We start from the raw sequence: 17742 nt of genomic DNA on the forward strand, positions 1-17742 counted from the left end.
CTCAGGAGCGGTCCCGGCGCCGGTAGGCGAGTCCTGCGGCGATCGCTCCGGCCACGGCACCGGCGCCGAGCATCGACTGCGCGCCGATGCGGGCCGCCTTGCGGCCGGTGCGGAAGTCGCGGATCTCCCAGCCGCGCGAGCGCGCGATGTCCCGCAAGCGCTGGTCCGGGTTCACCGCGACCGCGGTGCCCACCGCGGACAGCATCGGCACGTCGTTGGCCGAGTCCGAGTACGCGGTGCAGCGGCGCAGGTCCAGCCCCTCGCTGGCCGCGAGGGCGCGCACCGCGTGCGCCTTGGCCCGGCCGTGCAGCATCTCCCCGACCAGCCGGCCGGTGTAGACACCGTCGGCGTGCCCGGCCACCGTGCCGAGCGCTCCGGTCAGCCCGAGCCGCCGCGCGATGATCTGCGCCAGCTCCACCGGGGTCGCGGTGACCAGCCACACCCGCTGACCGGCGTCCAGGTGCATCTGGGCCAGCGCGCGGGTGCCCGCCCAGATCCGGTCGGCCAGCAGCTCGTCGTAGATCTCCTCGCTGAGTTCGACCAGCTCGGCGACGCTGCGCCCGGCCACGAACGACAGCGCCTGCTCCCGGCTGGCCTGCACGTCGCCCGCGCTCTCCCGGCCGCCGACGCGGAACTTGAGCTGCTGCCAGGCGAATCCGGCCAGGTCGGCGGCGGTGAAGAACTTCCGCGCGGCCATCCCGCGGGCGAAGTGGAACAGCGACGCGCCCATCATCATCGTGTTGTCCACGTCGAAGAACGCCGCCGCGGTGAGGTCGGGGGGCGCGGCCAGCGCGCCGTCCGGTTCGGCACCGGCGACGGCGGCCTCCGCGGAGGCGCGTCCGGCGAGCTTCGCGCTGTCCAGCGGGAGCTGCGCCGGAACCGGGCCGTTCGGATCGTCGCTGCCCCGGCCGTTGCGCGCGCGGCCTTCGGCCGGGCCGTCGCCGGTGCCGTTCCGGTTCGGCTGGTCGGCATCGTGCCCGCCGAGGCTGCGCTGGTCGTCGCCCGGACAGCCGTCGCCCTGGCCTCCGGCTGAGCCTGGACGTGTCGGCACCGCCGCGCCTCCCGGTCTCCGGCTTGGTGTGTCTCCTGGTCTGGTGGCTGGTGCGCGGGCCGTTGCCGCCGGCGCGGCGACCCGGATCAGCAGGCTCCCAGCTTAGAGGCTGCCTGCCGTCCGGTTGGCCCGGTCCACGCCGATCGACCCGGCCGGAACATGATCGTGATCCGTTCGCTCAGCGCACGTCGTCCGGCAGCAGGTGCGCGAGGCGGCGCACCGCGCGATGCTGCAGGGCTTTGACCGCCCCTTCTCCGCGCTGCATCCGCTGCGCGGTCTCGGTGACCGAGAGCCCCTGCATGAATCGCAGTCGGATGCACTCCCGCTGGTCCGGGTTGAGCTGCCGGACGCAGTGCAACAGCTCGTGCTGGGTGGCGGCGTCGAGCACTTGCTGCTCCGGCCCGCACTGGGTCTGCGGCCGGTGCGTGTCGGTGAGGTCGGCGGCCGGGACCTCCAGCCGGTTGCGGCTGGACTTCACGTGGTCGAGCACGAGGTTCTTGGCGATCGTGATGAACCACGCGGCCACGTCCCGGCCCTGGTAGCTGACGGTCGCGATGCGCCGCAGCGCCCGCAGGAAGGTCTCGCTGGTGATGTCCTCGGCCAGGCAGTGATCGCTGACCCGGAACAGCACGTACCGGTAGACGATGTGCGAGTACTCGTCGTAGAGCCTGCCGAAGGCGTCGTTGTCGCCGTTCTGCGCCGCGTCGACGTGGCGCCAGCTGTCGCTGTGCGGCGCCGCGGCCGGACGGGTCGGTGCGTGCCTGCGTGCCGCGAGGCCCGCGTGCCGGCCGGTGGCCGGTGCCGTAGCGGGCGATGGTGCCGGGCTGGGCAGCGTGCTGGTGGGCATTGTTTCGACCGACCTCCTGCCGTGGGGGCGACCCTGCCGCGGTGCCGACCGCCGCACCCCGGGTCACCGAGTTGGCTGCTGGCCTGGTGCAACGATCTGAGTCGGGGGCGTGCGCCGGAGCATACGGGTTGTTACTCAGAAGTAGGTAGTGCTTGCAGGTCTCGGATTCATCGCGGTTTGCGCGGCATGCGGGACGCGCGCTCGGGTGACGTAAAACACTCCGTGCAAGACTGCGGGGGTCAGCCCGGTGCCGGACCACCCGTTTGACCGGCGCCCGAAAGGAGGTGCAGCCATGTCGGCCGAAACCTGCCCGCCGCTGCTGGGCGGCGGTGCCGAGCAGGACCCGAACCTGGCGCGCCTGCTGCGGTCGGCCGCCGAACGCGGGCCGCAGCACCCGGCGGTGCTGGACGCGGGCACCGGTCGCGAACTGACCTGGTCCGAACTGGACGCCGCGGTGACCGGGCAAGCCCTGCGGCTGCGCGCGGCCGGCGTGCAGCCCGGCGACCGGGTCGCGATGGCGCTGCCGAACGGCGTGGAGTTCTGCGTCGCGCTGTTCGCGGTGCTGCGCGCCGGTGCCATCGCCGTGCCGCTGTCCCCCGCGTCTCCGCGGCTCGAGACGTTGCGCGTGCTCGAGGACAGCGGTGCACGGCTGTTGCTGGGCAACGAGTCGTTCGACGGGGTCGCGGTGCTGGCGCCGACGGTGGACACCGAAGCGGCCGGGGCTGAGGTCGAGTCACCGGGCAGCGACCTGGCCGTGCTCTGCTACACCTCGGGCACCTCCGGGCCCGCGCGCGGCGCGATGCTGTCGCACTCGGCGCTGCTGGCCAACGTGCGCCAATGCGCGCGGCTGCGGCCGATGCCGGTCAACGCCGCCGACCGGGTGCTGCTCGCGCTGCCGATGTACCACGTCTACGGGCTCGGCCCTGGGCTGCTGCAGGTCGCCTCGGTCGGCGCCACGGCGGTGCTGCTGCCCGAGTTCGACCCGGAGGAGGCTCTGGCCGCGATCGCCGAATTCCGGGTCACCGCCGTGGTCGGCGTGCCGCCGATGTACCAGGCGTGGCTGAAGGTCCCGGCGCAGCGCCTGCGGCAAAGCATGTCGACGGTCCGGTTGCTGACCTCCGGCGCCGCTCCGCTGGGCGTGGACGTGGCCACGGCGGTGCGCTCGGCGACCGGGCTGGACATCTTCGAGGGCTACGGGCTCACCGAGACCGGTCCGGTGCTGACCACGACGCTGGCCAGCGCGCGGGCGAAGCCGGGTTCGGTGGGCCGCCCGCTGCCGGACGTGCAGCTGCGGCTGGTCGACGCCGACGGTTCGTCCATCGAGGAAGGGGACACCGGGCGGGTAGCGGCGCGCGGGCCGAACCTGTTCCGCGGCTACTGGCCGGACGCGGTGCACGGCCCGGACCAGGACGGCTGGTTCCGCACCGGCGACGTCGGCTACTTCGACGCCGACGGTGACCTGCACCTGGTGGACCGGGCCACCGACCTGATCGTGGTGCACGGTTTCAACGTGTTCCCGCACGAGATCGAGTCGGTGCTGGCCGAGCTGCCCGGGGTGCGGGAGGCGGCCGCGATCGGCGTGCCGGACGAGGCGCAGGGCGAAACGATCAAAGCCGTCGTGGTCGCCGATCCGGACGCGGGGCTCACCGCGGACGGCGTGCGCGAGCACTGCGCCGCGCGGCTGGCGAAGTTCAAGGTGCCCGCGTCGGTCGTGTTCGCGGCCTCGTTGCCGCACTCGCCGACGGGCAAGGTCGCCCGCAGGCCGCTGCGCGGCTCGCGGCCGGCCGAGTGAGCCGTTCAGTACGGTCGGACGGCGAACGACGCGGGCCGAACGAAGCGGGCCGAACGAAGCGGGGAGGTGGCGGTGTCCGAGCAGCCGGGCAGCGGGCACGCGGTGACGGTGCTGGTGCGCGAGCAGTGCCACCTTTGCGACGAGGCGGTGACCGCGGTGCGCGAGATCTGCTCCGAACTCGGCGCCCGCTGCACGACCGAGGACGTCGACGCGGACGCCGAGCAGCGCGCCGAGTACGGCGACCGGGTCCCGGTGATCCTGGTGGACGGCGCCGAGCACGGCTTCTGGAAGGTCGAGCCCGCGCGGTTGCGGGCGGCGCTGCAGCGCTGAGCACGGCTGTCCTGGCATGTGTCGTTCGGCACCGTTCAAGATCAACGACTGATCCGCCGGTACCCGGCAGCACCGCCTCCGCCGCTCGCGGGGGCATTCTCAGCCATCGCGCTGACCAGCCGTTTTGGTTCCCGGCGGCGTTTCGGACATCATGGAGCGGGGTGCTCGTGCGGCCGTCGTAGGCAGCGCACGCGGACTTTGTGCCCGTCTTCACAAGTGGCTACGGTGGTCGACGGAGCCGTGCCAGCGGAGTCGGCGGTTCGCACCCCGTGTTCGCCGGTGTGCGCTCCCGCGGAGCGGGCGCGGCGGGCAGCATCACCAAGGCAGGTCAAGGGAGCGCCAGTGACGGCCCACGGAGAGGGCGTGCGGGACGAAGCCGGGCAGTCGGCGGAAGTCCCGTCCGGGTCCGGACGGTCACCCGAGTCGATCGACGTACCCGCCGCGCGGGAGCGCGCGAGGGCCATCCCGGAGGCGGCCGTCGCGCGGCTGGCCGTGTACCTGCGCGTGCTCTCCAGCCTGGACGAGCAGGGCACCGGAACCGTTTCCAGCGAGGAACTGGCCGCGTTCGCCGGAGTGAACTCGGCGAAGCTGCGCAAGGACCTGTCCTACATCGGCTCCTACGGAACCCGCGGCGTCGGCTACGAGGTCGGCGTGCTGATCGGGCAGATCGAGCGGACGCTGGGGCTGACCCGCAAGCACCGCGTCGCCGTCGTGGGTATCGGTAACCTGGGGCACGCGCTCGCGAACTACGGCGGCTTCCTCAACCGCGGCTTCCCGGTCGCCGCGCTGTTCGACCTGGATCCGGATCTGCTGGACGTGCCGGTCGGCGGCATCCCGGTCAACGCGGTCGAGGACATCGTCGATGTCTGCCGCGAGCGGGAGGTCACCATCGGCGTGATCGCCACCCCGGCCGAAGGCGCGCAGGAGGTGTGCGATCGGTTGGTCGAGGGCGGCGTGGTGTGCATCCTGAACTTCGCACCGGTCGTCCTGCAGGTCCCCGAGCACGTCGAGGTGCGCAAGGTCGACCTGGCGGTGGAGATGCAGATCCTTTCGTTCCACGTGGCGCGGCGCAATCAGGAGGCGGCGGCCGTCGGTACCGGCATCGCGGGCGACGGGGGTCCGCCGGGCCGCGGCGCGGACGGCGAAGGGAATTCGGAACCCGCGCAGCAGCGCGAGGATGCGGACGGGATGGTGGTTCGGCCGTGAACCTGCTCACCGTCGGGCTTTCGCACCGGACCGCGCCGGTCCGGGTGCTGGAGCGCGCCGCGATCGGCGCCGAGGACGTCGGCAAGGTGCTCGACGAGCTGATCGCCCGGGACCACATCAGCGAGGCCTTCCTGGTCTCCACCTGCAACCGCGTCGAGGTGTACGCGGTCGCCGAGACCTTCCACGGCGGGCTGGACGACGTGACCGCGGTGCTGGCCAGGCAGGCCGGTGCCGAGGTCGCCGAGCTGGCCGACCACTTCTACGTGCACTACGCCGGTGCGGCCGTCGAGCACCTGTTCTCGGTTGCCGCCGGCCTGGACTCGATGGTCGTCGGCGAGGCCCAGATCCTGGGTCAGCTGCGGCAGGCGTACGGGGTCGCCGATCAGGCCGGGACCGTTGGCCGCACGCTGCACGAGCTGGCGCAGCAGGCGTTGCGCGTCGGCAAGCGGGTGCACGCCGAAACCGAGATCGACGGCGCCGGTGCCTCGGTGGTCTCCGAGGCGCTTTCGGACGCCGAGGCCGCTTTGGGCGGCGTGGCCGGTCGGCGCGCGCTGCTGGTCGGCGCGGGCTCGATGGGCGCGCTGGCCGCCGCGCAGCTGCGGCGCGCCGGGATCGCCGAGGTGACGATCGCCAACCGGACCGCCGCCAACGGTGCGCGGCTCGCCGAGTCGCTGCGCGCCGAGGGCGTCGCGGCCGGCACCGTCGAACTGGACCGGCTGCGAACCGCGATCACCGCCGCCGACCTCGTGGTGACCTGCACCGGCGCGGTCGGTGCGGTGGTCACCGAGGACATCGTCGCCGGTGCGGTGCAGGACCGGCAGGATCCGCAGCGGCCGCTGCTGTTCTGCGACCTCGGGCTGCCGCGGGACACCTCTCCCGGCGTGGCCGAGCTGGCCGGAGTGGCCGTGGTCGACCTGGAGACCCTGCAGCAGCGGCTGACCGAGCAGCGCGGTGGCAGCGAGAGCGAACGCGCCGACCGGATCGTGGCCGAAGAGCTGCGCGGCTACCTGGCCGCGCAGCGCTCGGCGGAGGTCACCCCGACCGTGACGGCGCTGCGCAAGCGCGCCGCCGAGGTGGTGGATTCCGAGCTGCTGCGGCTGGACTCCCGGCTGCCCGCCGACCTGGACGGCGACGTGCGCAACGAGCTGAACCGCACGGTGCGCCGCGTGGTGGACAAGCTGCTGCACGCGCCGACCGTGCGGGTCAAGGAGCTCGCCTCGGTGCCCGGCGGCTCCGGCTACGCCGAGGCGCTGCGCGAGCTGTTCGAACTCGACCCGCAATCCCCCGCCGCGATTCGCGCGCCCCGTTCGGCAGAGGACGTGCCGGTCACCGGCGCACGCTCCGCGCAGGCATTGCTGCGGAGCTCCGAACAGGGCGCCTCCGAGCCGGACGGGCCGGAACAGGACGGTGAAAACCGGTGAACAAGACGCTGCGCATCGGGACCCGGGGCAGCGCGCTGGCGATGGCGCAAAGCAGCACGGTCGCCGAAGCGCTGGAAGCCGCGGGTTACTCGACCGAGCTGGTGCGGGTGGCCACGCCCGGGGACCGCTCGATGGCTCCGATCGCCGAGATCGGCGTCGGGGTGTTCACCTCCGCGCTGCGCGAGGCGCTCGCGGGCGGCGAGGTGGACGTCGCGGTGCATTCCTACAAAGACCTGCCGACCGAACCGGACCCCCGGTTGTCGCTGGCCGCCGTACCCGCCCGGGAGGACCCGCGGGACGCGCTGGTGGCACGGGACGGTTTGACGCTCGGCGAACTTCCTCCGGGCTCCGTCGTGGGCACCGGTTCGCCGCGTCGCGCCAGCCAGCTGGAGGCCCTCGGCCTCGGTCTGGAGGTGCGCGGCATCCGCGGCAACGTGGACACCCGCCTGCGCAAGGTGAGCGACGGCGAGATGGACGCCGTCGTGCTCGCGCGCGCCGGGCTGGCCCGAGTCGGCCGGCTCGGGGTGATCACGGAATCGCTCGATCCACTCCAGATGCTGCCCGCGCCCGCCCAGGGCGCGCTGGCCGTGGAATGCCGCGTCGACGACGTGGACAACGAGCACCTGCTCCAGTCCGTTCTGGACGACCCGGCCTGCCGCGCCGCGGTGACCGCCGAGCGCGCCATGTTGGCTGCGCTGGAGGCCGGTTGCAGTGCGCCGATCGGCGCGCTGGCCGAAGTGGTGGAGGACCTCGAACCGGACGGCGGCCTGGCACAGCGGCTGTCCGTGCGCGGGGTCGTGGCGACCGACGGGAATCGTTTGGTGCGCGCCTCCAGCACTGGTGAGACGACCGCCGCAGAGCAGCTCGGCCGGGCGCTGGCCGCCGAGCTGCTCGATGCCAGGGACGCTTTGCTCAGCGGTCCCGGTAGTAGTTGATGGGGAGTGCCCTGATGACACGCAAGAGCCCAGGACGGATCGCATTCGTGGGCTCCGGCCCCGGTGACGCGGGACTGCTCACCGTTCGGGCGAAGTATGTGCTCACCACTGCTTCGCTGGTGGTGACCGATCCGGATGTGCCCGCCGACGTGGTCGCGATGGCCGCGGACGGCTCCGAGGTGCGCCCCGCCGTGGGCGAGCCGGGCGAGGTGGCCCAGGACCTGGCGAACGAGGCGGGAACCGGGCGGCCGGTGGTCCGGCTGGTCTCCGGTGACCCGCTGACCTCGGACGCCGTGGTCCGCGAGGTCCGCGAGGTCGCGCGCACCGACGCCGCGTTCGACATCGTGCCCGGGGTTTCGCCGGGCAGCGCGGTGCCCGCCTACGCGGGTGTCGCGCTCGGCGCCGGCCACACCGAGGTCGACGTGCGCGGTGAGGTGGACTGGGCGGCGCTGGCCGCGCAGCCGGGTGCGCTGGTGCTGCACGCGACCGGCAGCCACCTGGCGGAGGCCGCTTCGGCGCTGGTCGAGCACGGCATGGCCGCGCAGACCCCGGTCGCGGTGACCTCGTCCGGAACCACGGTCCAGCAGCGCACGATCGACACCACGCTGGCCTCGCTGCCCGCGGACGCGGGTGAGCTGCAAGGCCCGCTGGTGGTGACGATCGGATCGGTCAGCTCGGAGCGCTCCGGGCTGTCCTGGTGGGAGTCCCGCGCGCTGTACGGCTGGAAGATCCTGGTGCCGCGCACCAAGGAGCAGGCCGGTTCGATGAGCGAGCGGCTCTGGTCGCACGGCGCCGTCTCGCACGAGGTGCCGACGATCTCGGTGGAGCCGCCGCGCAGCCCCGCGCAGATGGAGCGCGCGGTGAAGGGCCTGGTCGACGGCCGCTACCAGTGGGTGGTGTTCACCTCGACCAACGCGGTCCGCGCGGTGTGGGAGAAGTTCCGCGAGTTCGGCCTGGACGCGCGCGCGTTCTCCGGTGTGAAGCTCGCCTGCGTCGGCGAGGCCACCGCGGAGAAGGTCCGCTCGTTCGGCATCACCCCGGAGCTGCTGCCCTCGGGCGACCAGACCAGCGAAGGACTGCTGCAGGACTTCCCGCCGCACGACGACGTGCTCGACCCGGTGGACCGGGTGCTGCTGCCGCGCGCGGACATCGCCACCGAGACGCTGTCGGCGGGGTTGCGCGAGCGCGGCTGGGAGATCGACGACGTGACGGCCTACCGCACGGTGCGGGCCGCGCCGCCGCCCGCCGAGACCCGCGAGATGATCAAGACCGGCGGGTTCGACGCGGTGTGCTTCACCTCCTCGTCGACGGTGCGGAACCTGGTCGGCATCGCGGGCAAGCCGCACGCGCGCACGCTGGTGGCCTGCATCGGCCCGAACACGGCCGAGACGGCCAAGGAATTCGGCCTGCGGGTGGACGTGCAGCCCGAGCTGGCGCAGGTACCGGCGCTGGTCGACGCGCTGGCCGAGCACGCGGCCAAGCTGCGCGCCGAGGGAGCGCTGCCGCCGCCGAAGAAGGCCAAGCGCGCCCGCCGGAGCTGACGACGTCGTGGCCCGGATCTCGCGAACGCGGGGTCCGGGCCACGTTGCTTTCCGGCACTGGCAGGCTGGTCCTGGGGAGGCCGTGGACACCGGCTCGCGGTGCCCGGAGATCCGCCTGATTCGCGACCGCTCGCCGGTCGCCGTTCGTCGTCGCGAGGAGCTCGCCGATGTATCCGTCGCATCGCCCGCGCAGGTTGCGCCGCACCGCCGCCGTGCGCCGGCTGGTTTCCGAAACGAGCGTGGAACCGAGGCACCTGGTGCTGCCGATGTTCCTGCGGGAGGGCTTGTCCGAACCGGTGGGCATCACCTCCATGCCGGGCGTGGTGCACCACAGCCGGGATTCGCTGCGCAAAGCTGCGACCGAAGCGGTCAGCGCCGGAGTGGGCGGGCTGATGCTGTTCGGCGTGCCCGCCGAGCACGACGCCACCGGTTCCGGCGCGGTGGACCCGAACGGCGTGCTCAACACCGGGCTGCGGGACCTGGCCGCCGAGGTCGGCGACAGCACGGTCCTGATGGCCGACACCTGCCTGGACGAGTTCACCGACCACGGCCACTGCGGTGTGCTGGACGACGACGGCGTGGTGGACAACGACCGGACGCTGCAGGTCTACGGCGAGATGGCGGTCGCGCAGGCCGAGGCCGGGGCGCAGGTGATCTCGCCGAGCGGCATGATGGACGGCCAGGTTTCGGTGATCCGGGATTCGCTGGACGCGACCGGGTTCGCCGACACCTCGGTGCTGGCCTACTCGGCGAAGTACGCCTCGGCGTTCTACGGGCCGTTCCGGGAGGCCGTGGACTCGCAGCTGTCCGGGGACCGCAACACCTACCAGCAGGACCCCGGCAACGGCCGGGAAGGGCTGCGCGAAGCGGACCTGGACCTGGCCGAGGGTGCGGACATGGTGATGGTCAAGCCCGCCATGTCCTACCTGGACGTGCTGCGCGACGTGGCGGCGCTGTCCGACGTGCCGGTCGCGGCCTACCAGGTCTCCGGTGAGTACTCGATGATCGAGGCGACCGCCGCGCACGGCTGGCTGGACCGGCGGCGCATCGTGCAGGAGACGGTGACCTCCATCCGGCGCGCGGGCGCGGACATCGTGCTGACCTACTACGCGACCGAGCTGTCCCAGTGGTACCGGGAAAGCCTGGGGCTCAAGTGATCGCACCGCAGTCGTCCGAGGGTGCTTCCGAACCGCAGGGACAGCCACCCGCGCCGCGGACGTTGGAGCTGGCCCGGTGGTTGTGGATCGCGGCCGCGGCGTTCGAGTTCGTGCGGTCGCTGTGGCAGCTGGCCGACCGGGAGCGGCTGATCAACGAGCTGCACGGTGCGGCTCCGCAGCTCAACCAGCAGGAGCTGGACGCGGCCGCGAACAACGGGGTGCTGATCACGCTGCTGTTCGCCTCGGCGATTGTCGTGGTCTACGCCGGTTTGTCGACCCGGATGCTGCAAGGCCGCAACTGGGCGCGCGTGGTGCTGGCGGTGTTCGGCGGGTTCGGCGTGTTCGGCACGCTGGTCACGCTGCTGACGCTCGCGGTGCTGGGGCGCGCCGAGGTGGTGCGGATGGTCGGCGCGGACATCGCGCCGCTGGACATCGTCTTCAGCGTCTTCGTGGCGCTGTTGCACGCGGCCGCGCTGGTGTTGATGTTCCTGCCGGACTCCAACCGGTTCTACCAGCGCGGTGCGCCGCGGTCGTTCCCGCCGATGCAGGGGCCGCCGATGCAGGGGCCGCCGTTCCTCCGGTAGTGGGGTTTCCCGCTATTTCGGCGCGGGAGCATCCGGCTGTTCTGATCTACGCTCGATGATGTGAACAGCTCGCAGGATTCCCGGCCGGAACCGGACTCGGATTCCTCGCCCGGCGGTTCCGGCGCGCTGCAAGCGTCGCCCTGGCCGCAGGCCGGCGCCGTCGATTCCCCGGCTTGGGTCGGCGAGCCCGATGCGGGCCGCCCGCGGCCGGTGACCGCGGCGTTCTGGCTCGGCGTGGTCGACGTGATGATCGGCTCGGCGCTGCTGGCGGTGCAATGCGTCGCCTCCGACGACCTGCTGCTGCGGATGCTCGGAGACGCCGAGTTCCTGCTCACCGGCGGCGACGTCCGCAGCGTCTACCTCGGCATCCTCGGCGGCCTGGTGGCGATGGCCGTGCTCGCGGCGGCGTTGTGGTCGCTGTTGCTGTTCGCGATGCTCCGCGGCCGCGAGTGGGCACGACTGGTGCTGACCTCCATCGCGTTCGTGTGGGCGGTCTCGAGCCTGCTGGCGCTGGTGGGCAAGAACCCGTACGGCCCGCTGTACGTGGTGCTGGAGGCGGCGCAGGTCGTGGCGCTGAGCGCGACGGTGCTGTGCATGTTCGCGAGCTCGGCGCGCGATCACTTCACCTACCGCCCCTGATCGGCACGCCAGGTGCTCGCGAACCGGTGATGTTGATCGAACAGGTGGACAGCGACCTTGCCGGATTTCTACTGTTCTGCACGTGACGTCACCGCACGATCCTTGGCAGCAGCGCGGCCAGCAGCCGCCACCGAGTGGATTTCCGCAGCAGCCGGGCGGCTACCCGCAATACCAGCAGGCCGACCCGTACGCGGCGCCGTCCGCACCGGATCCGGGCGAGCCGCGCAGGCCGGGAACCGTCGAAGCCGCATTCTGGCTCGCGGTGGTGGTGCCGGTGGTGGCCACGGTGCTCTACGCGGTGAGCTTCTTCCAGACCCAGGGCTTCACGCGGGAACTCTTGGCCGCGGAGTTCGCAGGCGGGCAGCAAGAACTGGCGGCGCAGACCGCTGCCAACGTGCTCGTGGCGTTCTTCGTGGTCGCCACGGTCGTGCTGGTGGTGCTGACCGCGTTGTGGATCATCTTCGGGTTCAGCCTCCGCGCGGGCCGGAACTGGGCGCGGGTCACGCTCACCGTGTTCGCCGCGGTCTGGGTGCTCGCCGCGTTGTCCGGCCTGATCGTCGGCGGTTCGGGCTGGGGCGAGGGTGAACTGCCGCCCGGCGTGGTCGAACCCGCCGGCCTCGTCGCGCTCGGCTACGCGCGCAGCGCCTTGGAACTCGTCGCGATGGCCGCGTTCATCGTGCTCAGCTACCTCAAGCCTTCGCAGTGGTACTTCGCAGCGAGGTCGTACCGGTGAGCGCCGCGAACACCGCGCCGCAGGCGGTGCGCGCGGGCGTCGGGCTCTGGTGCGCGCTGGCGGCCTTCCTGCTCGTGCAGACGGCCTTCTCGTGGGCGGGACGGTCCGCGCTGCAGCAGCAGCTGGTGGCCAACCACGCGGCGGCACCCGAGCAGGCGGCGGACCGGACGCTGCAACTGCTGCTGATCAACACCGGCATCGCGGTGGTCTTCGCCGCCGGATACGTCGTGCTGGGGCTGCTGATCCTGACCCGGCGGCCGTGGTCCAGGATCGGGGTGTCCGTGCTGCTGGCGGTGCAGGTGGTGATGATGCTCGGCAGCCAATCCCTGACCGTGGTCAACCTCATCGTGCTGGTGCTCGGCGGCGCGGCCGCGTGGTGCTGCTGGTCGAAGACCGGAACGGAATGGGTGACCGGCGAGCATGAGTGACGCCGAAACCGGCCCGGTCCTCTACGCCGAGGACGGTTCGACCTGGTGGCCCGTCGCGTGGGGGCCGGTCTTCGCCGGCTGCGGACTGCTCGTCGAACTCCTCACACCCGGTGTCGTGAACCTCGCCGCGTGGCTGCTGCTGGCCGGAGTGCTGGCCGTGGCGGCCGCGGCGTGGGTGTACGCGCGGCGGCGCGCGCTGCTGGTGCGGTTGACGCCGACGCTGCTCACGGTCGGCCGGGAAGACCTGGAGATCGCGCGGATCGCCGCGATCACCGACGTGGGAGCGCCGATGGGCGTGCCGGTGCTGGGCGGCGGTTTCACCCCGCCGAAGGGCATGGGCGAGATTCCGCTGCGGTTAGCGGACGACCGCGTAGTGCTGGCCTGGGCCAAGGACCCCGCAGCTTTGCTCGAGGAACTGCGGCCGCTGCTGGTCGAGCCCTAGGCGGCTGCTCAGCGGCTGCGCCGCGGACCGGACAGAGCTCAAGAGCCGGGCGGAGCCGTGGACCCACGACGCGGCGTCGGGTCGCACGACCGCGTGAGACCCTGCGTGGCGTGACGTTTCCGGAACCGTGTTCGGCCGACGGGCCGATGCCGCACGAGGACACCGCGAACACCGCTGCCCCGGCCGGGCGGCTGGCGCAGCCGTGGCGGCTGGCCATCGCAGCCGGGGAAGTTCTGCTGATCATCGCGCTCGTGTTCGCCGCGTGGTGGTGCTGGGGCGAGTCGCGATCGAGCGTCGAGGTGCCGGGTGCGGACGGGGCGCCGATGCACTCGACCCGGATCGCGGGCAACTGGGTCGGGCTCAGCGTCACCGCCGCGACCGCGGCGGCCTTCGCCGTGATCGACGTGGTCCGGCAGTCGATGCTGGCATGGCGGGTGCGCCGCTCCCGCGGACCGCGCCGCTGACGGCCGGGGCCCGCGCGGGGTGCGGCAACGCACACTCCGCGGCCTGTCAGACTGGAGGCGTGACAGCCGAAACCCCTGGCAACCCGAATCCTGCGGCGCCCCGTTCGCGGGAGTTGTTCGATCGAGCGCAGGAAGTCACCCCGGGTGGCGTCAATTCCCCGGTGCGCGCCTTCCGGTCCGTCGGTGGCACCCCGCGGTTCATGGTGCGCGCCGAAGGTCCTCGCATGTGGGACGCCGACGGCAACGAGTACGTCGACCTCGTCTCCTCGTGGGGGCCGATGGTCAACGGGCACGCGCATCCGGACGTGGTCAAGGCCGTGCAGGACGCCGCGGGCAGCGGGCTGTCCTTCGGCACGCCGGGCGTCGGTGAGATCGAGCTCTCCGCCGAGATCATCCGCCGGGTCGAGCCGGTGCAGCAGGTCCGGCTGGTCAACTCCGGCACCGAGGCCACGATGAGCTCGGTGCGGCTGGCGCGCGCGTTCACCGGCAAGCGCAAGGTGGTGAAGTTCGCGGGCTGTTACCACGGGCACGTCGACTCGCTGCTGGCAGGCGCGGGTTCGGGGCTGGCGACGCTGGGGCTGCCGAGCACGCCGGGGGTCACCGGCGCGCAGGCCGCGGACACCATCGTCCTGCCGTACAACGACGTCGACGCGGTGCGCACCGCGTTCGCCGAGCACGGCGACGACATCGCGTGCGTGATCACCGAGGCCGCCGCGGGCAACATGGGCGCGATCGCTCCGCAGCCCGGCTTCAACGCGGCGCTGCGCGAGATCACCAGCGCCGCCGGGGCGCTGCTGATCATGGACGAGGTGATGACCGGCTTCCGAGTCTCGGCTTCGGGCTGGTTCGGCCTGGACGGCGTGGCAGGCGACCTCTACTCCTTCGGCAAGGTCATGTCCGGTGGCCTGCCCGCCGCGGCGTTCGGCGGCCGCGCCGACGTGATGGAGCTGCTGGCGCCGACCGGGCCGGTGTACCAGGCGGGCACCTTGGCCGGGAACCCGGTCGCGGTCGCTGCCGGGCTGGCCAACCTGCGCGCCGCGGACGCGGACGTCTACGCGGCGCTGGACCGCAACGCGGCGCGGCTGGGCGATCTGCTCGGCTCGGCGCTGTCCGCGCAAGGCGTGCCGCACCAGGTCGCGTTCGCGGGCAACCTGGTCAGCGTGTTCTTCAGCGAAACGCCGGTGACGAACTACGAGCAGGCGCAGGCGCAGCAGGCGTGGCGCTTCCCGGCCTTCTTCAACGCCTTCCTGGACCGCGGCGTCTACCCGCCGCCGAGCGCGTTCGAGTGCTGGTTCGTCAACGCCGCGATGGACGAGGGGGCGTTCGAGCGGATCGCCGAAGCCGCTCCGCACGCCGCGGCCGCCGCGGCCGCGGCGAAGGAGCCCGCGTGAGCCCGGTCAAGACGATCGTGCACTTCCTGCGGCACGGCGAGGTCTACAACCCGGAGCAGGTCCTCTACGGGCGGCTGCCCGGCTACCGGCTGTCCGACCAGGGCGAACGCCAGGCGAAGACGGTCGCGGAGTTCCTGACCGGGCGCCCGGTGACGCACGTCGCGGCCTCGCCGCTGCAGCGCGCCCAGCAGACCGCGGAACCGATCACCGCGGCGTTCGCGCTGGACGTGCACACCGACGAGCGGCTGATCGAGTCCGAGAACAAGTTCGAGGGCCTGCGGGTTTCCGTCGGTGACGGCGCGCTGCGCTCGCCGCAGCACTGGCCGAAGCTGTGGAACCCGTTCGCCCCGTCCTGGGGCGAGCCCTACCTGCGCGTCGCGCACCGGATGCTCGCCGCCGCGCAGCGCGCCAGGGCCGCCGCCGCGGGCAACGAGGCGGTGTGCGTGTCGCACCAGCTCCCGATCTGGACGTTGCGCCGCTTCGTGGAGGGAAAGCGGATGTGGCACGACCCGCGCAACCGGCAGTGCTCGCTGGCTTCGCTGACCAGCCTGGTCTTCCGGGACGAGGAACTGGTGCGGGTGGCTTACGCGGAACCGGCAGGCGAAACCGATCCGAGGGTGACCGGGGCATGAGGAAGCTGTTGCTGCGGTTGGTGCTCGCGGTCACGGTGCTCGCGCTGGTGGGCGGCTGCGCCACGGCGGGCAAGGACGCGGTGGACCAGGGCTCCGAGTTCACGTTCGTCTCGCCGGGCGGGCAGACCCGCATCTTCTACCCGCCCGCCGAGCGCAAGCCGCTGGCCAGCCTGGGCGGGGACAGCTTGCTGGAGGAAGGCGAGCAGATCGGGATCAAGGACTTCCCGAACCAGGTCGTGGTGCTGAACCTGTGGGGTTCGTGGTGCGGCCCATGCCGCTCGGAGGCCGACGACCTGCAGGCGGTGCAGGACAAGTTGGGTCCGCAGGGCGTGCAGGTGCTCGGCATCGACGTGCGGGACAGCCGCTCGGCGGCGCGGGACTTCCACCGCGATCGCGGACTCACCTACCCGTCCATTTTCGACGCGTCGGGTCGTTCGCTGCTGGCGTTGCGCAACTATCCGCGCAGCGCCGTGCCTTCCACCATCGTGCTGGACCGGCAGCACCGGGTGGCTGCGATCTTCCTGACCGAGATGCTGGAGAGCGAACTGCTCCCCGAAGTGCAGAAGATCGCGTCGGAGCAGGCTGCCCGAGGCTGACTCACGGGCGCACCTATTGGACGCGGGATCCGGTCAAGGCCCGCCAGCATTCCATGCAGGTGCCCTGCTGCACCCATTCCCGCTCGGTCCGCCCGTGCAGCTCGCCCGCTTCGGTGTGCACTCCGCAGTAGGAGGTGACCGGCGAATCCGGCGCCGCGTCCAGTGCTGCGGCAGCGAAGGCGTGCCGCCCGGTCGGGATCGGGCGCCACACGTAGGTCAAGCCTTGCTGCCGGGGCATCGTGGCTCCATTCCGCGTCGTTCGGTTCGCGCCTCGACCGGCGCGGCAGGTGCGACCGGTGGTCGAGCGGTCCCGGTCCGCCTGCGGTGTTCCGGCGGAGCGGCTGGCGGACGGTGACCGGGTCGCCGCAGTCGGCCGGTGTTGCGGCGGTTCGCGTTGCCGAGTCGGTGTTGCCCCGTCGGTGTTGCCGCAGTCGGTATGCCGGGGTCGGTTTGCCGGAGCGGGGCCGCGCGGTCGCGCTCATTCCAGAATGAGACCGTCCCGGAACGCGGAAAGGCAATCCGCTTCACCGAATCGAGCGATGGCACGGTCTCAGCGCAGAAAATAGATTCCTGCTATGTCCAGCGTTCGAGCAACCGACGCCGGGGAAAGCCCTGCTCAACAGCGCACTCCCGGCGCGGCCGGATCCAGCGTCCGCGCCCGCAGCCTCGGCATGGAAATCCGCACGTTGCGCAAGAACGCCGCGCTGCGGCTGGAACAACTCGCGCAGCGCTGCGGATGGTCCAGGGCGACGCTGGGCCGCATCGAATCCGGCGAACGCGTTCCCGGTGAAACCGAGATGGCGACGCTGCTGGGCACCTTGGGGGTCACCGGCCCGGAACGCGCCCGGCTCTTCGAGCTGGTGCAGGCCGCCGCCGAGCCGCGCTGGTGGGAGGTCGGCGGGCACGCCGGAACACCGGCTGCACTGGCCGCGCTGATCGACTACGAGCGGTTCGCCACCGAGATCACCGATGTCGCGCTGGCGCTGGTGCCGGGGCTGCTGCAGACCGCCGACTACGCGCGGGCGGTGCTGACCGCGGGCGGTGTCACCGGTGCCGACCTGGAATCGCACGTCGCGCTGCGGCTCGGCAGGCAAGGCGTGCTGACCAGGGAGCAGGAGCCGGTGCGGTTCCGCGCCTACCTGGACGAGGCGGTGCTGTGCCGCCCCGTCGGCGGGCCGGAGGTGATGCTCGACCAGCTCCGGCACGTGCTGCGGATGGCCCGGCGCGCGCACATCACGGTGCAGGTCGTGCCGTTCGCGGCGGGTGCGCACGCGGGCATGAACGGCGATCAGATGCTGCTGGAGTTCCGGCGGCAACGGCCCATCGTGCACGTCGAGCACCTGCGGTCCGGTGCTTTCCTGGACGACAGCGCGGAAACCGCGCCGTTCTTCGAGTCGCTGTCCCGGGTGGCCGGAGCCGCGCTGTCCGCGGACGACTCGGTCCGGCTGATCACCGAGCGGGCCGCGCAGCTCGAGGCCGACCACGTTCCCGCGTAGTGCTCCGCCGTTGCCGCTTGCAGGTCTTCGGCGCTGAGCGGAATCCGGCCGGTCCGC

The 17742-nt window shown here is 72.2% G+C and carries 20 protein-coding genes; 17 read left to right on the forward strand and 3 right to left on the reverse strand.

Annotation, left to right across the window (positions count from 1 at the left end; all coding sequences use genetic code 11):
• Nucleotide 1: 1 nt before the first annotated feature.
• Entirely contained in the window at nucleotides 2–862 is an 861-nt protein-coding gene (locus INP57_RS05315; RefSeq protein ID WP_200069366.1) for an HAD family hydrolase, read from the reverse strand.
• A 367-nt stretch (nucleotides 863–1229) separates the two neighbouring features.
• Nucleotides 1230–1898: a sigma-70 family RNA polymerase sigma factor gene (locus tag INP57_RS05320; protein ID WP_200068913.1), complete on the reverse strand. Its 669-nt coding sequence runs from the start codon at nucleotides 1896–1898 to the stop codon at nucleotides 1230–1232.
• Nucleotides 1899–2190: 292 nt separating this feature from the next.
• Here INP57_RS05320 and INP57_RS05325 point away from each other — a divergent pair, with 292 nt between their 5' ends.
• The 16 genes from INP57_RS05325 to INP57_RS05400 all read left to right on the forward strand — a co-directional run bounded on the left by INP57_RS05325 (nucleotide 2191) and on the right by INP57_RS05400 (nucleotide 16189).
• A complete protein-coding gene (locus INP57_RS05325; protein ID WP_200068914.1) occupies nucleotides 2191–3690 on the forward strand; it encodes an AMP-binding protein in 1500 nt (499 codons plus the stop codon).
• Between the two features lie 72 nt (nucleotides 3691–3762).
• Nucleotides 3763–4020, forward strand: a complete 258-nt coding sequence (locus INP57_RS05330; protein WP_200068915.1) for a glutaredoxin family protein — start codon at nucleotides 3763–3765, stop codon at nucleotides 4018–4020.
• A 342-nt stretch (nucleotides 4021–4362) separates the two neighbouring features.
• Entirely contained in the window at nucleotides 4363–5226 is an 864-nt protein-coding gene (locus tag INP57_RS05335; RefSeq protein WP_200068916.1) for a redox-sensing transcriptional repressor Rex, read from the forward strand.
• Nucleotides 5223–6647, forward strand: a complete 1425-nt coding sequence (locus tag INP57_RS05340) for a glutamyl-tRNA reductase (RefSeq protein WP_200068917.1) — start codon at nucleotides 5223–5225, stop codon at nucleotides 6645–6647. Before INP57_RS05335 ends, INP57_RS05340 begins: the two co-directional genes overlap by 4 nt.
• Nucleotides 6644–7582, forward strand: a complete 939-nt coding sequence (gene hemC / locus INP57_RS05345; RefSeq protein ID WP_200068918.1) for a hydroxymethylbilane synthase — start codon at nucleotides 6644–6646, stop codon at nucleotides 7580–7582. The genes INP57_RS05340 and hemC overlap by 4 nt, the downstream gene beginning before the upstream one ends.
• A 14-nt stretch (nucleotides 7583–7596) precedes the next feature.
• Nucleotides 7597–9123, forward strand: coding sequence for a bifunctional uroporphyrinogen-III C-methyltransferase/uroporphyrinogen-III synthase (locus INP57_RS05350; RefSeq protein ID WP_200068919.1), 1527 nt, complete (start codon nucleotides 7597–7599; stop codon nucleotides 9121–9123).
• 167 nt (nucleotides 9124–9290) lie between these two features.
• The gene (gene hemB / locus INP57_RS05355; RefSeq protein WP_200068920.1) at nucleotides 9291–10280 is read left to right on the forward strand and encodes a porphobilinogen synthase; all 990 of its coding nucleotides are present in this window, start codon (nucleotides 9291–9293) and stop codon (nucleotides 10278–10280) included.
• On the forward strand, nucleotides 10277–10864 hold the full coding sequence (locus INP57_RS05360; RefSeq protein ID WP_200068921.1) for a hypothetical protein: 588 nt from the start codon (nucleotides 10277–10279) through the stop codon (nucleotides 10862–10864). The genes hemB and INP57_RS05360 overlap by 4 nt, the downstream gene beginning before the upstream one ends.
• Before the next feature lie 60 nt (nucleotides 10865–10924).
• On the forward strand, nucleotides 10925–11503 hold the full coding sequence (locus INP57_RS05365; RefSeq protein WP_200068922.1) for a hypothetical protein: 579 nt from the start codon (nucleotides 10925–10927) through the stop codon (nucleotides 11501–11503).
• A gap of 82 nt (nucleotides 11504–11585) precedes the next feature.
• A complete protein-coding gene (locus INP57_RS05370) occupies nucleotides 11586–12236 on the forward strand; it encodes a hypothetical protein (protein WP_200068923.1) in 651 nt (216 codons plus the stop codon).
• Nucleotides 12233–12664, forward strand: coding sequence for a hypothetical protein (locus INP57_RS05375; RefSeq protein ID WP_200068924.1), 432 nt, complete (start codon nucleotides 12233–12235; stop codon nucleotides 12662–12664). Before INP57_RS05370 ends, INP57_RS05375 begins: the two co-directional genes overlap by 4 nt.
• Nucleotides 12657–13106: a transport-regulating membrane protein Mce1N gene (gene mce1N / locus INP57_RS05380; protein WP_200068925.1), complete on the forward strand. Its 450-nt coding sequence runs from the start codon at nucleotides 12657–12659 to the stop codon at nucleotides 13104–13106. Before INP57_RS05375 ends, mce1N begins: the two co-directional genes overlap by 8 nt.
• 110 nt (nucleotides 13107–13216) lie before the next feature.
• Complete coding sequence (locus tag INP57_RS05385; RefSeq protein ID WP_200068926.1) at nucleotides 13217–13570, forward strand: hypothetical protein; 354 nt, start codon at nucleotides 13217–13219, stop codon at nucleotides 13568–13570.
• Nucleotides 13571–13629: 59 nt separating this feature from the next.
• Entirely contained in the window at nucleotides 13630–14961 is a 1332-nt protein-coding gene (gene hemL / locus INP57_RS05390) for a glutamate-1-semialdehyde 2,1-aminomutase (protein WP_307849921.1), read from the forward strand.
• On the forward strand, nucleotides 14958–15593 hold the full coding sequence (locus INP57_RS05395; protein WP_200068928.1) for a histidine phosphatase family protein: 636 nt from the start codon (nucleotides 14958–14960) through the stop codon (nucleotides 15591–15593). Before hemL ends, INP57_RS05395 begins: the two co-directional genes overlap by 4 nt.
• Nucleotides 15590–16189 (forward strand): TlpA family protein disulfide reductase, encoded by a 600-nt coding sequence (locus INP57_RS05400; RefSeq protein ID WP_200068929.1) that lies wholly within the window; start codon nucleotides 15590–15592, stop codon nucleotides 16187–16189. The genes INP57_RS05395 and INP57_RS05400 overlap by 4 nt, the downstream gene beginning before the upstream one ends.
• 13 nt (nucleotides 16190–16202) lie before the next feature.
• Here the strand turns inward: INP57_RS05400 and INP57_RS05405 are convergent, their stop codons facing one another.
• Entirely contained in the window at nucleotides 16203–16427 is a 225-nt protein-coding gene (locus INP57_RS05405; RefSeq protein ID WP_200068930.1) for a hypothetical protein, read from the reverse strand.
• A gap of 337 nt (nucleotides 16428–16764) precedes the next feature.
• Here INP57_RS05405 and INP57_RS05410 point away from each other — a divergent pair, with 337 nt between their 5' ends.
• Nucleotides 16765–17685: a helix-turn-helix domain-containing protein gene (locus INP57_RS05410; RefSeq protein WP_200068931.1), complete on the forward strand. Its 921-nt coding sequence runs from the start codon at nucleotides 16765–16767 to the stop codon at nucleotides 17683–17685.
• Nucleotides 17686–17742: the final 57 nt, after the last annotated feature.

It is taken from the genome of Saccharopolyspora galaxeae (assembly GCF_016526145.1).
In the GTDB taxonomy this organism is placed as follows: Bacteria; Actinomycetota; Actinomycetes; order Mycobacteriales; family Pseudonocardiaceae; genus Saccharopolyspora_C; species Saccharopolyspora_C galaxeae.